Here is a 22,307-nt window from a genome sequence, read left to right on the forward strand (position 1 = left end):
GTAAAACCGCCACACGAACCCTTGCGGCCTGCTCAACTTTGTCTCAGGACCACGTTCCGCACGAGCACAGCTGAAGGAGGCCGTCGTGAGACGAGTGCGCCCTGGGGCTGCGGCGTCCCGCGGTGCTCTGACGAGTGTCGCGGCCGGGGACACCTACGAGGAGCCGAAGGACCTGCCCCGCCTGTGGCACGTCACCCTCAGCGTCTGCGGTGCCGAGGTCCCGCTGCCGGAGCTGCGCCGTGGACTCGAACAACTGGCCCACGACCATCCGTTCCTCCTCACCAGCCGCTACGCCTGCGACCACGCCGAGATCCGCTACTGGGAAGAGGCCCGCGACCTCCACGACGCCGCCGCCGTCGCCCTGCGCCTGTGGGGCGAGCACCGCCAGACCGCCGGCCTGCCGGCCTGGGAGATCGTCGGCCTGGAGGTCATCGACCGCGCCACCTACCACCAGCGCATCGCCGAGGGCTACGGCCCGCCGCCCGCGACACCGGTCGGCATCCACCCCTTCTGAACCCAGTTCTGACCCCCGCCCGACCGCTGTGCGACCCCTTTGCGACCCCGCCCGATCCCCGCGGGCAATGCCCCGTTTTGATCGCGTCTCGCGGTATGGGATACCGCGTGGACGGTTCCACGGGGCGCACTACCCTTCCCTCATGACGACGCTCTCGCCCTACGACGCCATGTCCCCGGTCACCCAGGCCGCCTACCGCGCCAAGGCAGCCGCCGCCGACCTCGCGCCGCTGCCGCGCGCGGTGAAGGACGACGCGCTGCTCGCCATCGCGGACGCCCTGGAGGTCCGTACGAGCGAGATCGTCGAGGCCAACGCCAAGGACATCGCCAAGGCCCGCGAGAACGGCACCAGCGAATCCGTCGTCGACCGCCTCACCCTCACCCCGGAACGGGTCCGCGCGATCGCCTCCGACGTGCGGGACGTCGCGAAGCTGCCCGACCCGGTCGGCGAGGTCGTCCGCGGCTCCACCCTCCCCAACGGCATCGACCTGCGCCAGGTCCGCGTCCCCCTCGGCGTCGTCGGCATCATCTACGAGGCCCGCCCGAACGTCACCGTCGACGCGGCCGCCCTCTGCCTGAAGTCCGGCAACGCCGTCCTGCTGCGCGGCTCCGCCTCCGCCTACGAGTCGAACACGGCGCTGGTCAGGGTCCTGCGGGACGCCGTCGGCGGCGCCGGGCTGCCCGCCGACGCCGTCCAGCTGGTGCCCGGCGAGGGCCGCGAGTCCGTCCACGAGCTGATGCGCGCCCGCGGCCTCGTCGACGTCCTCATCCCGCGCGGCGGCGCCTCCCTGATCCAGACCGTCGTCATGGAGTCCAAGGTCCCCGTCATCGAGACCGGCACCGGCAACTGCCACGTGTACGTCGACGCCCACGCCGACATCGACATGGCCGTCGACATCCTGATCAACTCCAAGGCGCAGCGGGTCAGCGTCTGCAACGCCGCCGAGACCCTCCTCGTCCACCAGGACATCGCCGCCGAGTTCCTGCCGCGCGCCCTGGACGCCCTCGCCGAGGCAGGCGTCACCGTCCACGCCGACGAACGCGTCCTCGCCTACGCCAAGGACTCCAAGGCCACCGTCGTCGAGGCCGTCCCGGAGGACTGGGAGACCGAGTACCTGTCGTACGACATCGCCGCCGCCGTCGTCGACTCCCTCGACCGGGCCGTCGAGCACATCCGGCTGTGGACCTCCGGGCACACCGAGGCCATCATCACCACCTCGCAGCAGGCCGCCCGCCGCTTCACCCAGCTGGTCGACTCCACCACCGTCGCCGTGAACGCCTCCACCCGCTTCACCGACGGCGGCCAGTTCGGCTTCGGCGCCGAGATCGGCATCTCCACCCAGAAGCTGCACGCCCGCGGCCCCATGGGCCTCCCGGAGCTGACCAGCACCAAGTACATCGTCACCGGCGACGGCCACATCCGCCGCTGACCCCCGTACGGCCGCTGCCCGCCCCCGTACGGTCGCCGGCACCCGTACGGCCCAACGGCGGACGCCCACGGCGCACGGGCGCGCGGAAGGGCGTGCGGGCCCCCGGGGCGGGCGTGAGAGGCGTCTCACCGGGCCTATGAATTTCCATACCGTCTGCCCAAATTGACCCCCCAGGTCTACTCTGGATCCGTGCCGGAGGACGTGGGGGGCACGCCGTTCCCTGACGGCTGGGAGCCCGACGACGACCATGACCACGGAATGTCGGACGAAGAATTCGACTCCGTGGTCTTCGACGAGGCCTTCGTGAAGGCGGCCGTGATCCACGAGCCGACCGCGGTCGAACGCCTCCTTGCCGCCGCCCAGGCCAGAGCCGAGGCCTCCGAGGCCGAAGCCCGCCGCGCCCACGCCAGAGGCGAGCGCTACGACGACGGCTACAACCCCGACGGCCCCGATTTCGGGCCGGGCGCCGATCTCGACGACCTGGACGACAACGACGTACTCGAAGACCGGTACGGCGCCGCCGGGACGTACGGCAAACACGTCCGCTGGCACCGCCCCGTCGCCTGGGTGCTCGCCCTCGTCATGGGCATCGGCATGGTCGCGCTCGCCTTCGCCGCGGTCTACCGCGGTGCCTCCTCGGGCGGCAGCCGCGACCAGGTGCCCAGGCCCCCCTCCACCGGCCTGGAACAGGGCACCGCGGCGGCTCCCTCGGTGTCCGCCGACTACTCCCAGCCCGCCAAGTCGGCGGCCTCCGCGATCCCGCGCACCCCCTGAGCGGTCATGGCCGCCCTGGTGACAGTCCTGGTGAGAACCTGTCAGAAGTTGTCGTGTAGCAGGGCGTTTACCTGAGGCTCCCGAGACCTACTCTGAAAGTATGGGCGGGCCTGCAGACCCACCTGAGGGGACACCCGAGGGCGGCCCCGTGGGTGGAGAGGACGAGTACCGATCCGTCGTCTTCGACGAGTCGTTCGTCCGCGCTGCCCGCCTCCAGGAGTCCTCCGCGCGCGAACGCATGACTGATCACGCGCCCGCGGTACGCCGCCGCCCGCCCCTGCGCCGGGGCCTCACCCGGCAGGCCCTGATCCTGGTCCTGCTGATCCTCGTCGCCTTCGGCACCGCGATCTACATGGGCGTCCGCCACCCCTACGGCACCGAGGAGGCCGAGCAGCCCGTGGAGCCCCTGCGGATGACCGTCATCCCGCTCGCCCCGCAGGGCAAGGTGGTCGGCGCCGCCGACGCCGAGACCCTGTTCGCGCACAGCCCCGCCGCCCAGTACAGCGTGGGCGCCGAAGGGATACCGCTGCCGGTCGTCCGCAGCACCGCGCACTTCTCCGACAGCCAGGTCGTCACCGCCCTGACCACGGCCAAGGACTACCTCGTCCGCTCCTCGCTCTACCCCGAGGTCCTCGACAGCAGCCAGGTGCGGCCCGCGCGGGCGCTGATCGACCCCGGGCAGCTCGACCAGTTCGACCAGAGCTTCGACCACCCCACGGCCGACGGCCGGCACGCCCCCACCGGATGGCTGGTCCGCTTCGACCCCACCCGGGCCGAACTCGCCGACCCGAAGATCCGCGTCCGGGGCAACCTGCAGGCCACCGAGACCGACGCGGCGACCCTGGAGGTCACCGCCGACCACACCTTCGTCTACGCGCTGCGGCCCACCGGCGCCCCGGCCGGTTCCGAGGTCTCCCTGTTCACCGTCCGCCGTGAGCTGACCTTCCGCTTCGACCGCGACGACCTGCGCCTGCACCAGACCCAGCTGGTCGTCTCCTACGTCCAGGCGGGCCCGCTGTCCTGCGCCGAGGACTCCGCCAACCACCTCCGCCCCCTGCTGGCCGGAGAGACGGCCAGGGCGGGCGGCCCGGCGGGCACGAACCCCTACGCCACGGACAGCGCCACCGCCCTGTGCGGGACGCTGGCCGCCGCTGCCGAGCCCAAGGTCTGACGAAGGCCTACGCGAGACCGGGACAGTGATACCAGGCCCGCGCGTACTACTCCTCGTCGTCGCGCGGGGGAGCGTCCTGCGGCTGTCCGTCCTGCGCGGGCGCGCCCTTCGACGGCGGGGCGCTGGCGAACCCCTCGAAGCCCCGCTTGACCCGCCCGCCGAGCCCGCCCGCTCCGCCCGCGATGTCCGTGACCAGCTTCATCAGCGGATCCTTGGAGCTCTTCACATCGCTCGCGTAGCTCGCCGCGGACTCCTTGAACGAGTCGCTGACCGAGGTGTCCCTGTCCTCGGTGCGCCGCGCGTAGTGACCGTCCATGATCCGCTGGTAGTCACGGGACTCCGCCCACTTCTTCAGCTCGGCCGCGCGGACCGTGGTGAAGGGATGCGAACGCGGCAGCACGTTCAGGATCTTCAGCACCGAGTCGCGCAGGTCGCCGCCGGCCTCGTACTCCTCGGCCTGCTGCAGGAACGCGTCCACGTTCATCTCGTGCAGATGGTTGCCGCCCGCGATCTTCATCAGCCCGCGCATCGAGGCCTGCACATCCTGGCCCACCAGCAGCCCCGCCCGGTCGGCGGACAGCTCCGACTTGCGGAACCACTCCCGCAGCGCCGTCACGATCGCCAGCACCGCCAGGTTGCCCAGCGGGATCCAGGCGACGCGCAGCGCCAGATTCGTCAGGAACAGCAGGATCGTCCGGTACACCGAGTGCCCGGACAGCGCGTGCCCCACCTCGTGCCCGACGACCGCCCGCATCTCCTCCTCGTCGAGCAGCTCGACGAGCCCGGTGGTGACGACGATGATCGGCTCGTCCAGGCCGATGCACATCGCGTTGGGCTGCGGATCCTGGTTGACGTACATCGGCGGGACCTTCTCCAGGTCCAGGATGTAGCAGGCGTCCCGCAACATGTCGTTCAAGTGGGCGAACTGCTGGTCCGACACCCGCACCGAGTCGGACAGGAACAGCAGCCTCAGGCTCCGCTCCGGAAGCAGCCCGCTGAGCGCCTTGAAGACCGTGTCGAAGCCGCTCAGCTTGCGCAGCGCCACCAGCGCCGAACGGTCGGCCGGATGCTCGTACGCGCGCGAGGAGATCCCCTGGAACCGCCTGCGCTGCCTGCTCGGCACGCGCTCGTGCCCGTTCTGCTCGTGGCCGTCGTCGGACATGTCATCCCCCATGTGCGTGAGTGTCTGCCGTGCCCCCGAGGCAGGGCCCAGCCTAGGCGGAGATACCGTGGACGGGCAGTACAGCCGAAGGAGTCCCCATGGAGCACAACCCCCCGGCCGCCTGGCTGACCCAGGCCGCGAGCGCCGCCCAGCAACAGGGCTCGGGCGACCTGCTCCGGGTCATCCTGATCGTCATGTTCCTGGGCTGCGGACTGACCGCCTGGTTCCTGCTGCGCGGGTACAAACAGAAGGACGACTGAACCACCGGGATCGTTCCCCGCCCGGCGTGGCGCGGGAGTCCGCCCGACGCGGGAGTCGGCCCAACGGAGGAGTCGGCGTGATCGCCGCCGGGCCGCCCGCATACGATGGGCCGACGTCTTTATCCCGTCCACACGCGATAGGTCCTGCCGCAGATGATGAATCTTCACAGCACCGCTGCCCAGTTGGTCACCCTCGCCGCCGAGGGCGAGGAGCACGGTGGCAACCACAACAGCCTCGACCCGCTCGTCACCGGTGGCAGCGCGTTCATCATCCTGCTGCTCCTGCTGTGGATCACCACTCGTTTCAACCGCGACCGCTGAGCCGGCCGCCGAGCCGGGCAGCCGTCCTCCGGGCAGGGCCCACGGGCCGGGCCGGTAGGGTCTGCACGCATGGGAGAGCAGGACATGCCTACCGGTCCGGCGCATGACGAGGCCGACACCGCCGACGGCAGGGTGAGGACCCCTCGGTACACGCCGGCGGGCCCCGCGCACACCGGCAAGCGCCGCCTCGGCGTCATGGGCGGAACGTTCGACCCGATCCACCACGGGCACCTCGTGGCGGCCAGCGAGGTCGCCGCCCAGTTCCACCTCGACGAGGTGGTGTTCGTGCCCACCGGGCAGCCATGGCAGAAGACCCACCGCGCGGTCTCGCCGGCCGAGGACCGCTACCTGATGACGGTCATCGCGACAGCCGAGAACCCGCAGTTCTCCGTCAGCCGTATCGACATCGACCGCGGTGGACCCACCTACACCGTCGACACCCTGCGCGACCTGCGCGCCCTCAACCCGGACGCCGACCTCTTCTTCATCACCGGCGCCGACGCCCTCGGCCAGATCCTCACCTGGCGGGACTCGGAGGAACTCTTCTCCCTGGCCCACTTCATCGGCTGCACCCGGCCCGGGCATCCCCTGACCGACCACGGCCTCCCCGAGGGAGGCGTTTCGCTGGTGGAGGTTCCCGCACTCGCCATCTCCTCCACAGACTGCCGTGCGAGAGTCGCCAAGGGCGACCCCATCTGGTACATGGTGCCGGACGGAGTCGTGCGCTACATCGACAAGCGCGAGCTGTACCGCGGCGAGTGAGCCGAGAGGGGCACCGGTGAACGACCGATACGACGCGGGTTACGGAAGCGACCAGTACGAACTCGTCGGCTACGACGAGTACGGGCAGCCGGTGTACCGCCAGATCCCGGCCCAGCCACAACAGCAGACGTACGACCCGTACGCCGGACAGGGCTACGGCTACGACCCGTACGCCGGCGGCGGACAGCAGACCGCGCCGTCGTACGACACCGGGCAGCAGGCCCCCGTCCACGACACCGGCCGGCAGCCGGTCACGCCCGCGTACGACCCGTACAACACCGGCGGGCACCCCGCCTACGACCCCTACGGGCAGACGGCCGGCAGCGGCCGGCAGCCCCGGGTCGCCGAGCAGACCGCGCACATCCCGCAGCAGGCCGGACCCGCCGACCATGCCACCGGCCCCCAGCAGGCCGACGACGAACGGGACTACCACACCGGGCAGTTCGCGTTCGTCGAACAGCCCGACGGTGACTCCGAGGACGTCATCGACTGGCTGAACTTCACCGAGAACCGCACCGAACGCCGCGAGGAGGCCAAGCGCCGCGCCCGCAGCCGGGTGATCGCCCTGACCGTCGTCCTCGCCCTGGTCGCCGTCGGCGGCGTCGGCTACCTCTGGTACGCCGGAAAGATCCCCGGTCTGTCCTCCTCCACCACCAAGGGCGGCACGACGACCTCCGCGGCCGCCCAGAAACGCGACGTGATCGTCGTCCACCTGCACAACACCAGCGGCGGCGGCACCTCGACCGCGCTGCTCGTCGACAACACCACCACCAAGCAGGGCAGCACCGTCCTGCTGCCCAACTCGCTCGCCCTGACCGACGACGACGGCACCACCACGACCCTCGCCAAGTCCGTCGGCGGCGACGGCTCCTCCGGCACCCGCGACCAGCTCGACACCGTCCTCGGCACCAACATCGAGGGCACCTGGCGGCTGGACACGCCCTACCTGCAGAACCTCGTCGAACTCGTCGGCAACATCGACATCGACACCAACGCCGACGTCCCCGACCCGGATGCCAAGAAGAAGGGCGAGGAGCCCCTCGTCCACAAGGGCAAGGACCAGACCCTCAGCGGCAAGGCCGCCGTCGCCTACGCCACCTACCGTGCCTCCGGCGAGGCCCAGAACGCCCAGCTGGAGCGGTTCGGGCAGGTCATGCAGGGCGTGCTGCGCAAGATGTCCTCCGACGCGTCGGCCGCCACGGTCACCGTGCAGACCTTGGCGCAGATCCTCGACCCCTCGCTGACCGACAAGGACCTCGGCTCCTTCCTCGCCAAGCTCGCCGACCTCGCCAAGGGCGGCGACTACAAGACCGCCCTGCTGCCGGTCCAGAACGACGGCACCCTCAGCGCCGAGACCAGCTCCAGCGTCGTCAAGGACATCCTCGGCGGCGCCGCCAAGAGCCCCACCGCCAGCTCCGCGGTACGCGTCTCCGTCCAGAACGCCACCGGCGTCAAGGACAACACCGAGAAGGCGCGCGTGGTCCTCGTCAACGGCGGCTACACCTTCCTGGAAGGCGGCTCGGCCTCCGGCACCCAGACGACCTCCAAGGTGCTGTACGCCGAGGCCTCCGACAAGGAGAACGCCACCGAGGTCGCCAAGACCCTCGGCCTCGACGCCAAGGACGTGGCGAAGGGCACGGTCGGCTCCGGCGCCGACGTCTCCGTCGTCCTCGGCCAGGACTACAAGCCGTCCTCCTCCTGAGGCACCCGCTCCTGAGGCACCCGATCTTGAGGCACCCGCCCACCGCACCCCACGTGACCCGGTCATCACGTGGGGTGCGCCCGGCGGTCCGTGAGACCCTTGAGGTCAAACGACCGCCGACGGAAAGCCACGCAGTGACCGCCACCGACCGTTCCATCGAGCTCATCACCGCCGCCGCGCAGGCGGCCGCCGACAAGCTCGCCCACGACGTCATCGCCTACGACGTCAGCGACGTCCTGTCGATCACGGACGCCTTCCTGCTGGCCTCCGCACCCAACGACCGCCAGGTCAAGTCGATCGTCGACGAGATCGAAGAACGCCTCCAGAAGGAACTCGGCGCCAAGCCGGTGCGCCGCGAGGGCGACCGCGAGGCCCGCTGGATCCTGCTCGACTACGTCGACATCGTCGTGCACGTCCAGCACAGCGAGGAGCGCGTCTTCTACGCCCTGGAGCGGCTCTGGAAGGACTGCCCGGAGCTCGAGCTGCCCGCCGACGCCAAGGCCACCCGCGGCAAGGCCGCGGAGCACGCCAAGCTGCAGGCCGCCGACGACGCCGGCGAGCCGGGCGGGGAATGGTGATGAGCGCCACCGGAGAGGTCACCGACCGCAAGGGCCGCGGCCGCCGCATCATCCTGTGGCGCCACGGCCAGACCTCCTGGAACGTCGAACGCCGCTTCCAGGGCTCCACCGACGTCGACCTCACCGAGACCGGCATCGGCCAGGCCCGCCGCGCGGCCCGGCTGCTCGCCTCCCTTGGGCCCGACACGATCGTCTCCTCGGACCTGAAGCGGGCCGCCGAGACCGCCGACCAGCTCGCCGCCCTCACCGGCCTCGACGTCATCCGCGACGAGGCGCTGCGGGAGACCTACGCGGGCGTCTGGCAGGGCCTCACCCACGAGGAGATCATCGGCCGCTACGGCGACGAGTACGCCGCCTGGAAGCGCGGTGAGCCGGTCCGCCGCGGCGGCGGCGAACTGGAGACCGAGGTCGCCGACCGGGCCGCCCCCGTCGTGCTGCGGCACGCCGAGAAGCTGCCCGAGGACGGCACCCTCGTGGTGGTCAGCCACGGCGGCACCATCCGCACCACCATCGGCCGCCTCCTCGGCCTGGACTCCCAGCACTGGGAGAGCCTCGGCGGTCTCACCAACTGCTGCTGGTCCGTGCTCGGCGAAGGCGCCCGCGGCTGGCGACTCCTGGAGCACAACGCGGGCACCCTCCCGGAGCCCGTCCTCGGCGACGACGACTGAAGACCGTGGGACCACCGGGCCCGCCCCCGGGCCCGGATTTCACTTTCCGGCAGGTCGCAGGCTAAAGTTCTTCTTGTTCGCCCGCCGAGCGGAAAGACGGGAAGAACACAAGGGGCTATAGCTCAGTTGGTAGAGCGCCTGCATGGCATGCAGGAGGTCAGGAGTTCAATTCTCCTTAGCTCCACAGATCGACACTCCACACACTGTCGAGTTGTCAAAGATCGATGATGAAATCCCGTCCTCTTCAGAGGGCGGGATTTTCTGTGTTCCACTCCCGGATGATCCGGGCGGCCGCCTCGTCCGTCACCGGCCACAGCCGCTGCCTGCACTCCCGCAGCGAAGCGACCTTCTCCCGGGTCCGCTCGTCCTCCGGCGTGTAGACCACGATCCGGGACTCCGGCATCCCGTCGATCGACAACGACTGCGAGGTCATCCGCAGTTCGCCCACCACCTCATGACGGAACGTCTTCACCCGCGGCCCGGGCTGCGCCACCGCCCCGCTCGCCCACATCCGGGCGAAGTCCGGACTGGCCTGGGACAGCGCGCGTATGAAGTCCTCCCAGGCCGGTTCCCCCACATGTCTGCCGTAGGAGGAACGCAGCGTCGCCACCATCATCGGCAGTTCACGCTCCCGGTACGCCACCGGGCAGGCGTCCTCCGGCACCGTGAACAGCGTCCACAACACGTTCGGCACGCCGATCCGCACCGTCTCCGGCACCAGGAACAGGTCCCGGTAGGCCGAGTTCGTGGCCAGCACGTCGTAGCGAGACGTGTACACGACCGCGAGCAGCGGGTCGAGGGCGTCGATGATGCCCTGCACCTCCGCGCCGACCGACCGGGACAGCCCCTCGGACGCCGGCGCGAAGGGCACCTCCGCCAGCCGGTACAGATGCTCCCGCTCCGGCGGGTCCAGCATCAGCGTGCGGGCCACCGCGTCCAGCACCTGCGGCGACGCGTTGATCGGCCGCCCCTGCTCCAGCCAGGTGTACCAGGTCACGCCCACCCCCGAGAGCTGGGCGACCTCCTCGCGCCTGAGCCCCGGAGTGCGCCGCCGCAGCCCCGGCGGCATGCCGACGTCGGCCGGTGTCACCCGGGCCCGCCTGGTGCGCAGGAACGCGGCCAGTTCCGGCCTGCGGCGGTGTGCTGTCGTCCCCATCGTCACGTCCCCCGTCGTCACGTCATCCAGCGTGCGCTTCCGCCCCGCCCCCTGCCAGGTGCTGCCAGTACCAGCATCGGCGGGCTCTCGGCACCCGTACCGGCCCCTCGCCACGCTCGAAGGCATGACGACGACATCCCGGCCGGGACCAGGTCCCGCGCCCGTTCCAAACCCTGTGAAAAGTGAAGCACCCGGCACTGACAACCGGCCCCGGCTGCTGCTCGCGGTCGTCCTCGCGGCTCTGTTCATGGCCGTGCTCGACGTCTTCATCGTGAACGTCGCGGCCCCCACCATCGGTTCCGAACTGAACGCCTCCGGCGCCGACTTGCAGCTGGTCGTCGCCGGGTACGCCATCACCTACTCCGTGCTGCTGATCACCGGCGCCCGCCTCGGCGACCGGCTCGGGCACGGCCGGGTCCACCTCGCCGGCCTCGCCCTGTTCACGACGGCCTCACTGGCCTGCGGGCTGGCCCAGGGAGCCACCGAGCTGATCGTCTTCCGGCTGGTGCAGGGCGCCGGCTCGGCGGTGATGATCCCGCAGGTCCTCAGCATCATCCAGCGCACCTTCACCGGCGAGGCCCGCGTCCGGGCGCTCGGCGCCTACTCGGCGGTCCTCGCGGTCGGCGCCGCCGCCGGCCAGGTCGTCGGCGGCGTCCTGGTCAGCGCGGACCTGTTCGGCACCGGCTGGCGGCCGGTGTTCCTCGTCAACGTGCCGGTCGGCGCCGTACTCCTCGTCCTCGGCCGGCGCGTCCTGCCGCCCGCCGCCGGATCCGGACCCGAGCGGGCCCGCGGCATGGACCTGCCCGGACTGGTCCTGCTGGCGGCCGCCGTCTCCCTGCTGACGGTCCCGCTCGTGCTCGGGCAGGAGGAGGACTGGCCACTGTGGTCCTGGCTGTCCCTGACCGCCGCCGTGCTGCTGTTCGCCCTGTTCTGCGGCTACGAATCCCGGCTGGCACGGCGCGGCGGCGCCCCGATCGTCGCCCCCAGGGTGCTGCGCCACCCCGGCATGGGAGTGGCCGTCTTCCGGATCCTCGCCGTCATGGCCGTCAACGCCGGATTCCTGTTCGCGCTCACCCTGCACGTCCAGCTCGGCCTCGGCTACAGCGCGCTGCGTGCCGGACTCACCTTCGCGCCGACCGCCGTCGTCTTCGGCGCGGTCGCGCTGACCTGGCGCCGGTGGCCCGCCTCCTGGCAGCGGTTGCTGACCCCGGCCGGGTTCGCGCTCGCCGGGCTGGGCGTGGCGGGCGTCGGGCTGGCCTTCCACGGGGGCGGCGACGGGGGCGCGTGGCTCTATCTGGCGTACGCCGGCGTGGGTGCGGGGCTCGCGCTCGCCTTCAGCCCCACACTCACGGGCGCGCTCGCAACCGTGCGCCCCGAGGATGCCGCGGACGCCAGCGGCCTCCTGGCGACCGTCACGCAGCTCGGGCAGCTCATAGGCGTCGCGGCGTTCGGCACACTGTTCTTGAACCGGCTTGAGTCACTTGGGGTCCCGGAGGCGTATACCTCTGCGGAGGCGCTGTCAGCCTGCGCATGGGCGCTCGCCGCGACGGCGGCCGCGGGGGCCGTGTCCGGACTGGTACTGAGGCGTCGCTGACCGTATTGGTCCGGCCGTGGCAGAATCAAACGGCCGGAAGGGGGCGCGGCCCGACGGGAGGAGTAGCGATGCCTGCGAGCATCCTTGAGGAGGGCGGCCACCTCCTCGGTGCGGCGTTGATACGGGATACGATCACCCGCCTGCTCTGCCCTTCCTGTGGTTCCGTGCATGTGGCCCAAGTACTGGGCGACAACGGCGGGATCTCCTACGTGTGCACGGCCTGCGGCCACAGCTGGAGCTGATCGATGGGTGCACACAGGCGGAAATGCGACTGGTGCGGTAGCGGCACCCCGATCGTCCGCGACATGGAGCCGATCAACCCCGACTACCAGTACTGGTGCGAGGAATGCGCACGGGCGCTGATCATAAAAGGCGACCCGATCGAGACCTACCGCGAGCTGGAGGGCGAGCCGATCTACGGCCGTCTCCTCGAGGAGCACTGCACACTCAAGAGGTTCTACTCGTTCGTCACGGCCTGAGCGGGGCCCGGCCTCGGCAACGATGTCCGGGCGAGCACCAGGAACAGCACACCGGCGACCGTGTAGAGCGCCGACAGCGTCAAGTCGACACCGTTCTGGCGCAGTTCGGGCCGCCCGAGCCCGTGCGGCACCCACCACAGGGCGTACGAGCAGAAGACCAGCCCGGTGCCCACGGCCGCCGCCCGCCGCCCGCGCGTCCACAGCAGCAGCACCAAGGGCACGCACCACACCCAGTGGTGCGACCAGGACACCGGGCTGATCAGCAGGGCGGTCACCGCGCACGCGGCCACCGCCCAGGCCCGCCGGCCGCGCAGCTCCGCCGCGATCGCCAGCGCGAGCCCCAGGACGGCCGTCAGAGCCGCCGCGGCGACCCAGAGGGCTCCCGGCTCGGGAGTATGCAGGAAGCGCGCCAGAACGCCGCGCAGAGCCTGATTCGCGGTTTCCTCGGCCCGCCCCACCCGGCCCGTCCGGAACACCATCCCCGTCCAGAACCGCCACGAGTCGTACGGCAGGACGGCCGCCGCCGACAGGGTCGCCCCCGCGAAGGCGACGGCCGCCCCCCGCGCGTGCCGCAGCCACGGGCCCCCGTCCCGCCCTCCGAGACGCGCCACCAGGCCCGTCGCGAGCAGGAACACCACGAACAGGGCGGGCGTCAGCTTGACCGCCGCAGCGAGTCCCACACCCACCCCGGTCCAGCGGTCCGGGCGTTCGCCGGGGCGACGTGACAGATCCCACAGAACCAGCGCGGCCAGCAGCAGATTGACCTGCCCGTAGCGCACGGTCGTCCACACCGGCTCGCACCACACCGCCACGGCCGCGACCCACAGCACACGCTCCACGCGCGCGTGCCCGACGAGCCGCATCGACAGCCCGACGAACACCACGAGAAGAACCAGGTTCCCGACCGTCGCCAGCGTGCGCATGCTCGGAACGTCCAGCAACGTCAGGGGAGTGAACAGCAGCGCCGCGAACGGCGGGTAGGTGGACGGCAGATGAGCCGCCGTCGTACGCAGCGCGTAGAGATCGCCGCCCGCGCGGACGGTCGCCCCCTCCGCCCGGTAGACCATCAGGTCGATCATCGACACGTGCGCCGCCCGCTGCGCCACCCAGAACGCCGTGAACGACAAGAGGCACGCCCCCAGGGCCACCGGCACCCGGCGCCGGGTCTCGGAGAACGCGATCACAGTCACGAAGTCCGACACTAGCGTCCGTATCCGCACAGAACGGAAACGATTTGGTGGTGCACCCTGTCGACCGTGTAATGTTGGCGTCGCCGCCAGGGAAACCGGGTGGAACGCAAGCAAGGGGCTATAGCTCAGTTGGTAGAGCGCCTGCATGGCATGCAGGAGGTCAGGAGTTCAATTCTCCTTAGCTCCACAGAAGTCGAAGGCGGATCATCCGGACGGATGGTCCGCCTTCGGCGTTGTTCCGAAAACAGTCTTGGGTAAGCAGTCCGCGTCGTCGGCCGCGGTCTTTCTCACGCTGTTTTCTTCTCACGCGCGTGGGGTGGGTCACCCGACCTCGGGTGACCCACCCCACGCGCGTGAGTGCGCTGCGAACTGTGCGCTCAGCGTCCCAGTGCCCGGCGACCGCGGCCTTGGGAGAGGACCGGCAGGTTCTTGGCCGGCGCCTGCGAGCGCGTGTCCTCCTCGAGACGCAGGGCGAGCGCCGGGCAGCGGCGCACCGCGCGCAGCGCCTTGGCCTCCGCGAAGCGCGGCACCTTCGCCTGCGCCACCGTCGGGAAACCGTCCGCGCCGAGTTCGAAGACCTCCGGGAGGATGTCCGCGCACAGGCCGTGGCCCCGGCACAGCGTCCAGTCGACGTAGATCTTCTGGCGGCTGCCGCCACCGTTGTCCTCGGGCTCCCCGCCACCGGGGATGCCGCTGGGCAGCTTGCCGTCCTCGAAGAGCGGCAGAACGCCCTCCACGGGCCGTCCGCAGCCGTTTCCGAGGACATGCGCGGCCAGGTCGTCGGTGAACGCCTTGATCGTCGACTCCAGGAACATCGCGGAGCCGTCCGGGTGAGAGCAGGCGCCGCGCCGCTTCACGTTCTTCGCGACCTGCTTGAGCGCCTCCAGGGCGGCCGGTCCGCCGCCGTTGAGGATGTCCTCCATGCCGCGCGCGGCCGCCGGCAGACCCAGATAGCAGGGACCGCACTGTCCCGCGCTCTCCTCCGCCAGCCACTGGGCGACCCGCAGCGACTCACCCAGCGGGCAGGTCTCCTGCGTGATCGGCAGGATGGCGCCCGCGCCGAGCGCACCGCCCACCGCGTCGAGCGAGTTGCGGGAGACGATCGCCTCGTTGACCGTGGCGGCGTCGATCCATCTGCCGTGATAGCCGCCGGTCAGCACACCCTGCGGCACCGGCGGGGCGCCGGCCAGCTGCAGGACGTAGCGCAGCGGCACCCCCGTGGGAACCTCGATCACCATGGGACGGGCGACCGCGCCGGAGACGGTCAGCATGACGGTGCCCGGCTCGTCGTACAGACCGGTGTTGCCGTAACGCTCGGGGCCGATCCGGGCGGCGATCGCCAGCTGCGCGAACGTCTCCGCGTTCGACAGCAGCGTGGGCGCTCCGCCGACACCGTTCTGCGAGGCACTGGTCTTGCGGCCGGGCGGGATCGCCGGGCCGCCGTCGATCGAGCGGATCAGCGACGCGGCGGCGCCGGTGACCATGCGGACCGGGTTGCGCTGGACGAACGCCTTCAGAGCGGAACGGCGGCCGGTGCTCAGGCCGCGTTCCGCGAGCGCCTGCTCCATGGACCGCTGCGTGGACTCACGGGTGACCCCGATCACGAGCGTGCGGGCACCCAGGGCCTCGGCACAGAGCAGCGCACCGTCCAGGATCAGATGCGGGGCACGGTTGATCAGCACCGTGTCCTTGCGGCAGGCCGGTTCGTCCTCGCTGCCGTTGACGACGACGACCGGCCGTACACCGCGCTTGATCGCCGCTTCGGCGACCGAGCGCAGCTTCTTGTGGAAGGGGAAGCCCGCGCCGCCGCGGCCCTTCAGGTTGATGCGTTCGGAGAGTTGCGCGAGCTGCTCCCCGCCCAGGGGTTCGAGCGGCCCGTGCACCTTGAGGTGCATGGGTAGATCGAGTCTTTCGACAAGGTCGAAGCCCGACGTGAGCTGCGGAAGGCCGACCACGCGGACTTCTGGGACGTCGGGCAGGGCCTCGTTCACCTATAGCCTCCGGAAGGCGTGTTCCAAGGTTCGCCCGAACCCGGTGCGTCGAAGGACGCGCCGGGCGCTGGTTCGTTGGCGGGACCGCTGTTGTACGTGTCATTCGAGTTGTACGTGCCATAGCGGGCGTTCGTCTCACCCGTGTCGTACACATCACGTCCGACCGTTCCGCCTGTGCCCGGATTGCCATAGGCGGGGATGTTGTATCCGGTGTCCTGGAGCGGGTCGTACGCCGACGGGGGAGCCTCGCCGACCGGCGGCGGGGTCGGGACCGGCCAGCTGCCCGTGCCGGAGTTGCCGTCCATGCGCGGCATGGCCTCGGTGGCCTGCATGTCCATCCGCTCCATGCGGGCGGTCTGCCCGGTCGCGAACGGCGACTGGGGCTGTCCGGGCGTGGACGTGGCCCGATAGGCGGCCGCGAAGCCGGAGGGCTCGGAGGTGGGTGCGGCGGTCGGGAACAGCGGGTTGGACTGCGAGGTCGCCGTGTCGGCCCGGGACGGCCGCGGCTCACGCTCGCGCATGTTGTCGTAGCCGGGAAGCCCGGACTCGCTCATCCGGGCCCGGCTGGCGTCCAGGTCGTCCAGTTCCGGGCGTTCCGAGCTGCCCAGGACGGAGACGAGGCGGTCGGCGACCTTGCGCTTGAACGGGCGCGGGGCGGCGCGCAGCGCCAGCGCGGCCATCACGCCGACCAGGCACAGGTCGTAGGAGATCATGAAGAACGGCTTCGCCGCGCGGCCCGCGTACAGGCCGTGGATCAGCGCCGCGCACCAGGCCGGGTAGGCCAGCATGTGCATGGCCCGCCAGCGGGCCGCCACCACGGCCGGGGCGGCGAAGTTGCTGCGCAGGGCGCCGGTGACACCGACGAAGATCATCAGGAGTCCGGCCAGCGAGCCGAGCCCGATCAGGCCGGCGCTTCCGGTGACGCCGAGCGAGAACGGGATGATCGCCGCGATCACCACGGTGTGATCCAGGGCGATCTTCGTGACGATGTGGATCAGCAGGAACGCGATCGAGGCGACCGCGGTCGTCCGGTGCACCGCCTGGCCGACGATCCGCTGACGGGTGTTGAGGAAGATGCGGTCCTGTGCGATCAGACCCCAGATCACCGAGCAGCTCAGCGAGACGAGCGAGAGCACGCCCGCGCCGAAGTTCAGGAACGACTGGAACTGGCTGCCTCCGGTCAGCACAACCACGGGTATGAGCAACAGGATGACAGCGGACGCCACCCCCCAGGCCGAACGGCCTGGCTTGGGAAGCGAGCTGTTACTACGACGAGGGTTCATGGGGGCAACTCCGAGCAGTTCGGGAAAGCGGTCCCGGTGCCGCAGCCTAAGTGGCGCCATACCGATCAGTACGAGGTTTGAGTTATTGCGTTGTTATCAAAGGGCAGTGCGGCCCTTGTGGTGTCCCTTAGCGGACGTTACGCGAAGTAATTCTTGAACCTGGTTCAACTCTCGTCCCGATGGTCGCCTCAGACGCGCGTGTCAACCCTTGATACGCAAGCGCGTCGCGGCTTGCTCAAGCGCTGCGGTACCCTGACGCCATGCGTGCCGTACGCCTTCTGCTTAGCGGGCCGCGCTGATCAGTCCCGACCGCCGGACGAAACGGTGGGTCGGCATCGGCGCGGCGTCCCCTCCTGTGCGAGGGGATTTTTCGTTTCTAGGAAGTTCGCAGCCGCAGGCAGAGACGACCGATGGAGCTTTGAGGATCATGAGCGAGACGAACCCCGCTGCCGCCGCCACGTCGGCGGAGGCCGCGCCGCACCGCTACACGGCCGCCCTGGCGGCCGACATCGAGGCACGCTGGCAGGACATCTGGGACGCCGACGGCACCTACGCGGCCCCGAACCCCAAGGGTGACCTGGCCGGCGACCCGCAGCTGGTCGCGAGGCCCAAGAAGTTCATCATGGACATGTTCCCTTACCCGTCCGGTGCGGGCCTGCACGTCGGCCACCCCCTGGGCTACATCGCCACCGACGTCGTCGCCCGCTACCAGCGCATGAACGGCCACAACGTCCTGCACACCCTGGGCTTCGACGCCTTCGGCCTGCCCGCCGAGCAGCACGCCGTGCAGACCGGCGAGCACCCCAGGGTGACCACCGAGGCCGCCATCAACAACATGAAGTCCCAGCTGCGTCGGCTGGGCCTGGGCCACGACAAGCGCCGGTCGTTCGCCACGATCGACCCGGACTACTACAAGTGGACCCAGTGGATCTTCCTGCAGATCTTCAATTCCTGGTACGACGACGAGGCGGACAAGGCCCGTCCGATCTCTGAGCTGATCGCCCAGTTCGAGTCCGGCGAGCGGGTCGTACCGGGTCACACACGCGCGTGGAACGAACTGACCGCCGTCGAGCGCGGTGACGTCCTGGGCGAGTTCCGCCTGGCCTACGCCTCCGACGCGCCAGTCAACTGGTGCCCCGGACTGGGCACCGTGCTGGCCAATGAGGAGGTCACCGCCGACGGCCGCTCCGAGCGCGGCAACTTCCCCGTTTTCAAGGCCAAGCTGCGCCAGTGGAACATGCGCATCACCGCCTACGCCGACCGGCTGCTGGACGACCTGAACGAGCTGGACTGGCCCGAGGCCATCAAGCTGCAGCAGCGCAACTGGATCGGCCGCAGCGAGGGCGCCCGCGTCGACTTCCCGATCGACGGCGAGAACATCACGGTCTTCACCACGCGCCCGGACACCCTGTTCGGCGCGACCTACATGGTGCTGGCCCCCGAGCACCCGCTGGTCGACAAGTTCGTCCCGGCCGCCTGGCCCGAGGGCACCCACGACGTGTGGACCGGCGGTCACGCCGGCCCGGCCGAGGCCGTCGCCGCCTACCGCGCGCAGGCCGGCGCCAAGTCCGACGTGGAACGGCAGGCCGAGGCCAAGGACAAGACCGGTGTGTTCACGGGCGCGTACGCGACCAACCCGGTCAACGGCGACCGGATCCCGGTCTTCATCGCCGACTACGTCCTGATGGGCTACGGCACCGGCGCGATCATGGCCGTACCGGCCGGAGACCAGCGCGACTTCGAGTTCGCGCGCGCCTTCGAACTGCCGATCGTCTGCATCGTCGAGCCGACCGACGGCCGCGGTACGGACACCGCGACGTGGGAGGACGCCTTCGGGTCCTACGACGCGAAGATCATCAACTCCTCCAACGACGACATCAAGCTGGACGGTCTGCCGGTCGCCGAGGCCAAGGCCCGGATCACCGAGTGGCTGGCCCGCAAGGGCATCGGCGAGGGCACCGTCAACTTCCGGCTGCGCGACTGGCTGTTCAGCCGTCAGCGCTACTGGGGTGAGCCCTTCCCGATCGTCTACGACGAGGACGGCGTCGCCCACTCGCTGCCCGAGTCGATGCTGCCGCTGGAGCTGCCGGAGGTCGAGGACTACTCGCCGCGCACCTTCGACCCCGAGGACGCGGACACCCAGCCCGAGACGCCGCTGTCGCGCAACGAGGACTGGGTCGACGTCACCCTGGACCTGGGCGACGGACCGAAGAAGTACCGCCGCGAGACCAACACCATGCCCAACTGGGCCGGTTCCTGCTGGTACGAACTGCGCTACCTGGACCCGCACAACAGCGAGCAGCTGGTCGATCCCGAGATCGAGCAGTACTGGATGGGCCCGCGCGAGAGCATGCCGCACGGCGGAGTCGACCTGTACGTCGGCGGCGCCGAACACGCCGTGCTGCACCTGCTGTACGCCCGTTTCTGGTCGAAGGTCCTGTACGACCTGGGACATGTCTCGTCCGCCGAGCCGTTCCACAAGCTGTTCAACCAGGGCATGATCCAGGCCTACGTCTACCGCGACGGCCGTGGATTCCCGGTGCCAGCCGCCGAGGTCGAGGAGCGGGACGGCGCCTACTACTACGAGGGCGAGAAGGTCACCCGTCTGCTGGGCAAGATGGGCAAGTCGCTGAAGAACGCGGTGACTCCGGACGAGATCTGTGCCGAGTACGGCGCCGACACGCTGCGTCTGTACGAGATGGCGATGGGTCCGCTGGACGTCTCCCGGCCGTGGGACACCCGCGCGGTGGTCGGCCAGTTCCGGCTGCTGCAGCGGCTGTGGCGCAACATCGTCGACGAGGCGACCGGTGAGATCACCGTCACCGACGCCGAACCCGACGAGGAGACGCTGCGTGTCCTGCACAAGGTGATCGACGGTGTCCGCCAGGACCTGGAGGGCCTGCGCTTCAACACCGCCATCGCCAAGGTCACCGAGCTGAACAACCACCTGACCAAGACCGGTACTGCCGTGTCGCGTACGGTCGCCGAGCCGCTGGTTCTGATGATCGCGCCGCTGGCCCCGCACATCGCCGAGGAACTGTGGCGCAAGCTGGGCCACACCGACTCGGTCGTGCACCGCGACTTCCCCGTCGCCGACCCGAATTACGTCGTCGACGAGACCGTGACCTGCGTCGTGCAGATCAAGGGCAAGGTCAAGGCCCGTCTGGAGGTGCCGCCGGCGATCTCCGACGAAGAGCTGGAGAAGGTGGCCCTGGCCGACGAGACGGTCGTGAAGGCGTTGGGCGGTGCCGGGATCCGCAAGGTGATCGTGCGCGCGCCGAAGCTGGTGAACATCGTCACGGCGTGATGCCGTAGGCCGCCTCCGGGTGGTCCCCTACGGGCAGGTTCGGGGTTTTTTGGAACTCCGGACCTGCCCTTTGCGTTTACCGTTGAGGAGCGCGGCCGCACTCCTGCTGTCGTCGAGACGGTCGGGTCGGCCGGGAGCGAGGAGGAGCACCGTGGAAACAGTGATCGCCGTATTCGCCGTGCTGTTCCTGCTCTTCGTCGCCGGCGGGGCGTATGTCACCTTCAAGGCGGTCGGTGCCGCCAAGCGCGGTGTGGACCGTACGATCACGCAGGCCCGGCGCACCGTCGAGGACCACACGCTGCGGGCCAAGTCCATGGTCCAGCTCGGCCCGGCGGGCGAGATCGCCCAGTTGCGGCTCGCCCTGCGCACCTCGATGCGGGCCACCCAGGAGGCGTTGCACGCGGGCGTCGCCGAGGACGAGTCGCTGAAGGAGTCCCTCGGCCTCTTCCAGCGGCTCAGCGCGCACGGACACGAACTGGACGGCGAACTGCGGCGCCTGGAGTCCGAGCCGGACCGGGCCACGCTCGCCGCACGCCTGCCCGAGTTGCGCCGGCGCACCGAGCGCGTCACCGAGTCCGCGGACGCGTTGCGCTGGGCGGCCCGGGATCGGGCCCGTCGGTTCGCCGACGACGATCTGGACACCTTGAGCGCACAGATCGGCGTCGAGGCGGACGCCCTGCGGCACTGGACCGGGCCGGGCGCCGCGTCCGGGCCGGAAACCCCGCCGTGGCCCGAGGCCGCCGCCGGACCGGCCGACCGGCAGACCTGGCCGGATCCATCGGGGGCCGCCGCGGCCGGGGACCCGGTACAGCCCGCGATCACCCCGCCCAGCCGGCGTCAGGCGTACCCCTGGCAGAAGAAGCCCCGGCCGGAGAGCACCACTTGAACCGGCCGGTCCCGGTCCGGGTGAGCGGGGGTGGACTGCCGCCCCTGGGCTACGCCAGGTAACCTCCAGCTCATGTCCCGCCATGTCGCGATCGTCACCGATTCAACGGCCTACCTGCCGCCGCGGACGATGGAGCGCCACGGCATCACCGCGGTACCCCTGACCGTAGTCCTCGGCGACCGGGCCCTCGAAGAGGGCACCGAGATCTCCACCCGTTCCCTTGCCCAGGCTTTGCAGAAGCGCCGCCCCGTCACCACGTCCCGGCCCAGCCCCGAGGTGTTCGCGGCAACCTACCGCAGGGTCGCCGAGTCCGGGGCCACCGGCATCGTCTCGCTGCACCTGTCCGCCGAACTGTCCGGCACCTACGACGCGGCGGTCGTCGCGGCCCGCGAAGCACCCGTCCCGGTGCGGGTGGTGGACACCGGGATGGTCGCGATGGCCCTCGGTTTCTGCGCGCTCGCGGCGGCCGAGGCCGCCGAGGCGGGCGGCACCGTCGACGAGGCCGTCACGGCGGCGGAGAAACGGGCCGCCGGCACCGCCGCCTACTTCTATGTGGACACCCTCGACTATCTGCGCCGTGGCGGCCGCATCGGCGCCGCCCAGGCCCTGCTCGGCTCCGCGCTCGCCGTGAAACCCCTGCTCCAGCTGGACGGCGGGCGGATCGAACTCCTCGAGAAGGTCCGGACGGCCTCCCGGGCCATCGCCCGCCTGGAGGAGCTCGCCGCCGAGCGAGCGGGCAGCGCCGAGGTCGACATCGCCGTCCACCACCTCGCCGCCCCCGACCGTGCCTCGGCCCTCGCCGACCGGCTGCGGGCCCGGGTACCCGGCCTGGCCGACCTGCATGTGAGCGAGGTCGGCGCGGTCATCGGGGCACACACCGGCCCCGGACTGCTCGGGGCCGTCGTCTCCCCACGGTGATGCGGCGACGCGGTGATGCGGCGACGCCGTGATGCGGTGACCTGTGGACCAGGGAACGGCACTCTCCCCTTCTTCACTCTCCCCTTCTTCACTCGTGCGAGTGGTGAAGTTATCCACAACTCCGCCGTGATCCACGGAAATTGAGCAAGATCATCGCGAATC

General features: G+C 70.4%; 21 protein-coding genes and 2 tRNA genes. 18 read left to right on the forward strand and 5 right to left on the reverse strand.

Annotated features, from left to right (window positions below):
* Positions 1-85: 85 nt before the first annotated feature.
* From ACGFZS_RS00860 to ACGFZS_RS00875, 4 genes are all read left to right on the forward strand, one after another.
* Positions 86-514, forward strand: coding sequence for a hypothetical protein (locus ACGFZS_RS00860; protein ID WP_046733220.1), 429 nt, complete (start codon positions 86-88; stop codon positions 512-514).
* A gap of 142 nt (positions 515-656) precedes the next feature.
* A complete protein-coding gene (locus tag ACGFZS_RS00865; protein ID WP_393793322.1) occupies positions 657-1,943 on the forward strand; it encodes a glutamate-5-semialdehyde dehydrogenase in 1,287 nt (428 codons plus the stop codon).
* Between the two features lie 162 nt (positions 1,944-2,105).
* A complete protein-coding gene (locus tag ACGFZS_RS00870; protein ID WP_393793323.1) occupies positions 2,106-2,717 on the forward strand; it encodes a hypothetical protein in 612 nt (203 codons plus the stop codon).
* 100 nt (positions 2,718-2,817) lie between these two features.
* Positions 2,818-3,888, forward strand: a complete 1,071-nt coding sequence (locus tag ACGFZS_RS00875; RefSeq protein WP_393793324.1) for a hypothetical protein — start codon at positions 2,818-2,820, stop codon at positions 3,886-3,888.
* 46 nt (positions 3,889-3,934) lie between these two features.
* Here ACGFZS_RS00875 and ACGFZS_RS00880 read toward each other — a convergent pair whose 3' ends face one another.
* A complete protein-coding gene (locus tag ACGFZS_RS00880; protein WP_393794094.1) occupies positions 3,935-5,050 on the reverse strand; it encodes a M48 family metallopeptidase in 1,116 nt (371 codons plus the stop codon).
* A gap of 98 nt (positions 5,051-5,148) precedes the next feature.
* On the opposite strand from ACGFZS_RS00880, the gene ACGFZS_RS00885 reads away from it, so the two are divergent.
* From ACGFZS_RS00885 to ACGFZS_RS00915, 7 genes are all read left to right on the forward strand, one after another.
* Complete coding sequence (locus ACGFZS_RS00885) at positions 5,149-5,310, forward strand: hypothetical protein (protein WP_355727856.1); 162 nt, start codon at positions 5,149-5,151, stop codon at positions 5,308-5,310.
* Between the two features lie 153 nt (positions 5,311-5,463).
* Positions 5,464-5,631 (forward strand): hypothetical protein, encoded by a 168-nt coding sequence (locus ACGFZS_RS00890; protein WP_365683022.1) that lies wholly within the window; start codon positions 5,464-5,466, stop codon positions 5,629-5,631.
* Positions 5,632-5,700: 69 nt separating this feature from the next.
* Positions 5,701-6,393, forward strand: a complete 693-nt coding sequence (gene nadD, locus ACGFZS_RS00895) for a nicotinate-nucleotide adenylyltransferase (protein ID WP_359221100.1) — start codon at positions 5,701-5,703, stop codon at positions 6,391-6,393.
* A gap of 16 nt (positions 6,394-6,409) precedes the next feature.
* Positions 6,410-8,095: a LytR C-terminal domain-containing protein gene (locus ACGFZS_RS00900; RefSeq protein ID WP_393793325.1), complete on the forward strand. Its 1,686-nt coding sequence runs from the start codon at positions 6,410-6,412 to the stop codon at positions 8,093-8,095.
* A 134-nt stretch (positions 8,096-8,229) separates the two neighbouring features.
* Positions 8,230-8,673: a ribosome silencing factor gene (rsfS, locus tag ACGFZS_RS00905; protein ID WP_355727862.1), complete on the forward strand. Its 444-nt coding sequence runs from the start codon at positions 8,230-8,232 to the stop codon at positions 8,671-8,673.
* Positions 8,667-9,341 carry a histidine phosphatase family protein gene (locus ACGFZS_RS00910; RefSeq protein ID WP_393656704.1) on the forward strand — a complete coding sequence of 225 codons (675 nt, stop codon included), beginning with the start codon at positions 8,667-8,669 and terminating at the stop codon, positions 9,339-9,341. Before rsfS ends, ACGFZS_RS00910 begins: the two co-directional genes overlap by 7 nt.
* Before the next feature lie 111 nt (positions 9,342-9,452).
* A tRNA-Ala gene (locus ACGFZS_RS00915) sits at positions 9,453-9,525 on the forward strand.
* Between the two features lie 60 nt (positions 9,526-9,585).
* On the opposite strand, the gene ACGFZS_RS00920 is transcribed toward ACGFZS_RS00915, so the two are convergent.
* Complete coding sequence (locus ACGFZS_RS00920) at positions 9,586-10,497, reverse strand: helix-turn-helix transcriptional regulator (RefSeq protein WP_393794095.1); 912 nt, start codon at positions 10,495-10,497, stop codon at positions 9,586-9,588.
* A 124-nt stretch (positions 10,498-10,621) separates the two neighbouring features.
* Here ACGFZS_RS00920 and ACGFZS_RS00925 point away from each other — a divergent pair, with 124 nt between their 5' ends.
* The 3 genes from ACGFZS_RS00925 (at position 10,622) to ACGFZS_RS00935 (ending at position 12,570) form a co-directional block, all read left to right on the forward strand.
* Complete coding sequence (locus tag ACGFZS_RS00925) at positions 10,622-12,091, forward strand: MFS transporter (protein ID WP_393793326.1); 1,470 nt, start codon at positions 10,622-10,624, stop codon at positions 12,089-12,091.
* A 68-nt stretch (positions 12,092-12,159) separates the two neighbouring features.
* Positions 12,160-12,333, forward strand: a complete 174-nt coding sequence (locus ACGFZS_RS00930; protein WP_107483215.1) for a hypothetical protein — start codon at positions 12,160-12,162, stop codon at positions 12,331-12,333.
* Between the two features lie 3 nt (positions 12,334-12,336).
* Positions 12,337-12,570: a hypothetical protein gene (locus ACGFZS_RS00935; protein ID WP_006136074.1), complete on the forward strand. Its 234-nt coding sequence runs from the start codon at positions 12,337-12,339 to the stop codon at positions 12,568-12,570.
* Here ACGFZS_RS00935 and ACGFZS_RS00940 read toward each other — a convergent pair.
* On the reverse strand, positions 12,549-13,760 hold the full coding sequence (locus tag ACGFZS_RS00940; protein ID WP_393793327.1) for a glycosyltransferase 87 family protein: 1,212 nt from the start codon (positions 13,758-13,760) through the stop codon (positions 12,549-12,551). The two genes, ACGFZS_RS00935 and ACGFZS_RS00940, sit on opposite strands and share 22 nt — an antisense overlap.
* Before the next feature lie 114 nt (positions 13,761-13,874).
* Between ACGFZS_RS00940 and ACGFZS_RS00945 the strand changes: the two genes are divergently transcribed.
* Positions 13,875-13,947, forward strand: a tRNA-Ala gene (locus tag ACGFZS_RS00945).
* Positions 13,948-14,137: 190 nt separating this feature from the next.
* On the opposite strand, the gene ACGFZS_RS00950 is transcribed toward ACGFZS_RS00945, so the two are convergent.
* Entirely contained in the window at positions 14,138-15,751 is a 1,614-nt protein-coding gene (locus ACGFZS_RS00950; RefSeq protein ID WP_355728677.1) for an NADH-ubiquinone oxidoreductase-F iron-sulfur binding region domain-containing protein, read from the reverse strand.
* A complete protein-coding gene (locus tag ACGFZS_RS00955; RefSeq protein WP_393793328.1) occupies positions 15,748-17,034 on the reverse strand; it encodes a cytochrome b/b6 domain-containing protein in 1,287 nt (428 codons plus the stop codon). The genes ACGFZS_RS00950 and ACGFZS_RS00955 overlap by 4 nt, the downstream gene beginning before the upstream one ends.
* 427 nt (positions 17,035-17,461) lie before the next feature.
* On the opposite strand from ACGFZS_RS00955, the gene leuS reads away from it, so the two are divergent.
* The 3 genes from leuS (at position 17,462) to ACGFZS_RS00970 (ending at position 22,145) form a co-directional block, all read left to right on the forward strand.
* Entirely contained in the window at positions 17,462-20,341 is a 2,880-nt protein-coding gene (gene leuS, locus ACGFZS_RS00960; protein ID WP_393793329.1) for a leucine--tRNA ligase, read from the forward strand.
* A 151-nt stretch (positions 20,342-20,492) separates the two neighbouring features.
* Complete coding sequence (locus ACGFZS_RS00965) at positions 20,493-21,227, forward strand: hypothetical protein (RefSeq protein ID WP_393793330.1); 735 nt, start codon at positions 20,493-20,495, stop codon at positions 21,225-21,227.
* A 72-nt stretch (positions 21,228-21,299) separates the two neighbouring features.
* Positions 21,300-22,145, forward strand: coding sequence for a DegV family protein (locus ACGFZS_RS00970; protein WP_393793331.1), 846 nt, complete (start codon positions 21,300-21,302; stop codon positions 22,143-22,145).
* The last annotated feature ends 162 nt before the right edge of the window (positions 22,146-22,307 follow it).

It is taken from the genome of Streptomyces sp. NPDC048288, from assembly GCF_043201555.1.
Classification (GTDB): Bacteria; Actinomycetota; Actinomycetes; order Streptomycetales; family Streptomycetaceae; genus Streptomyces.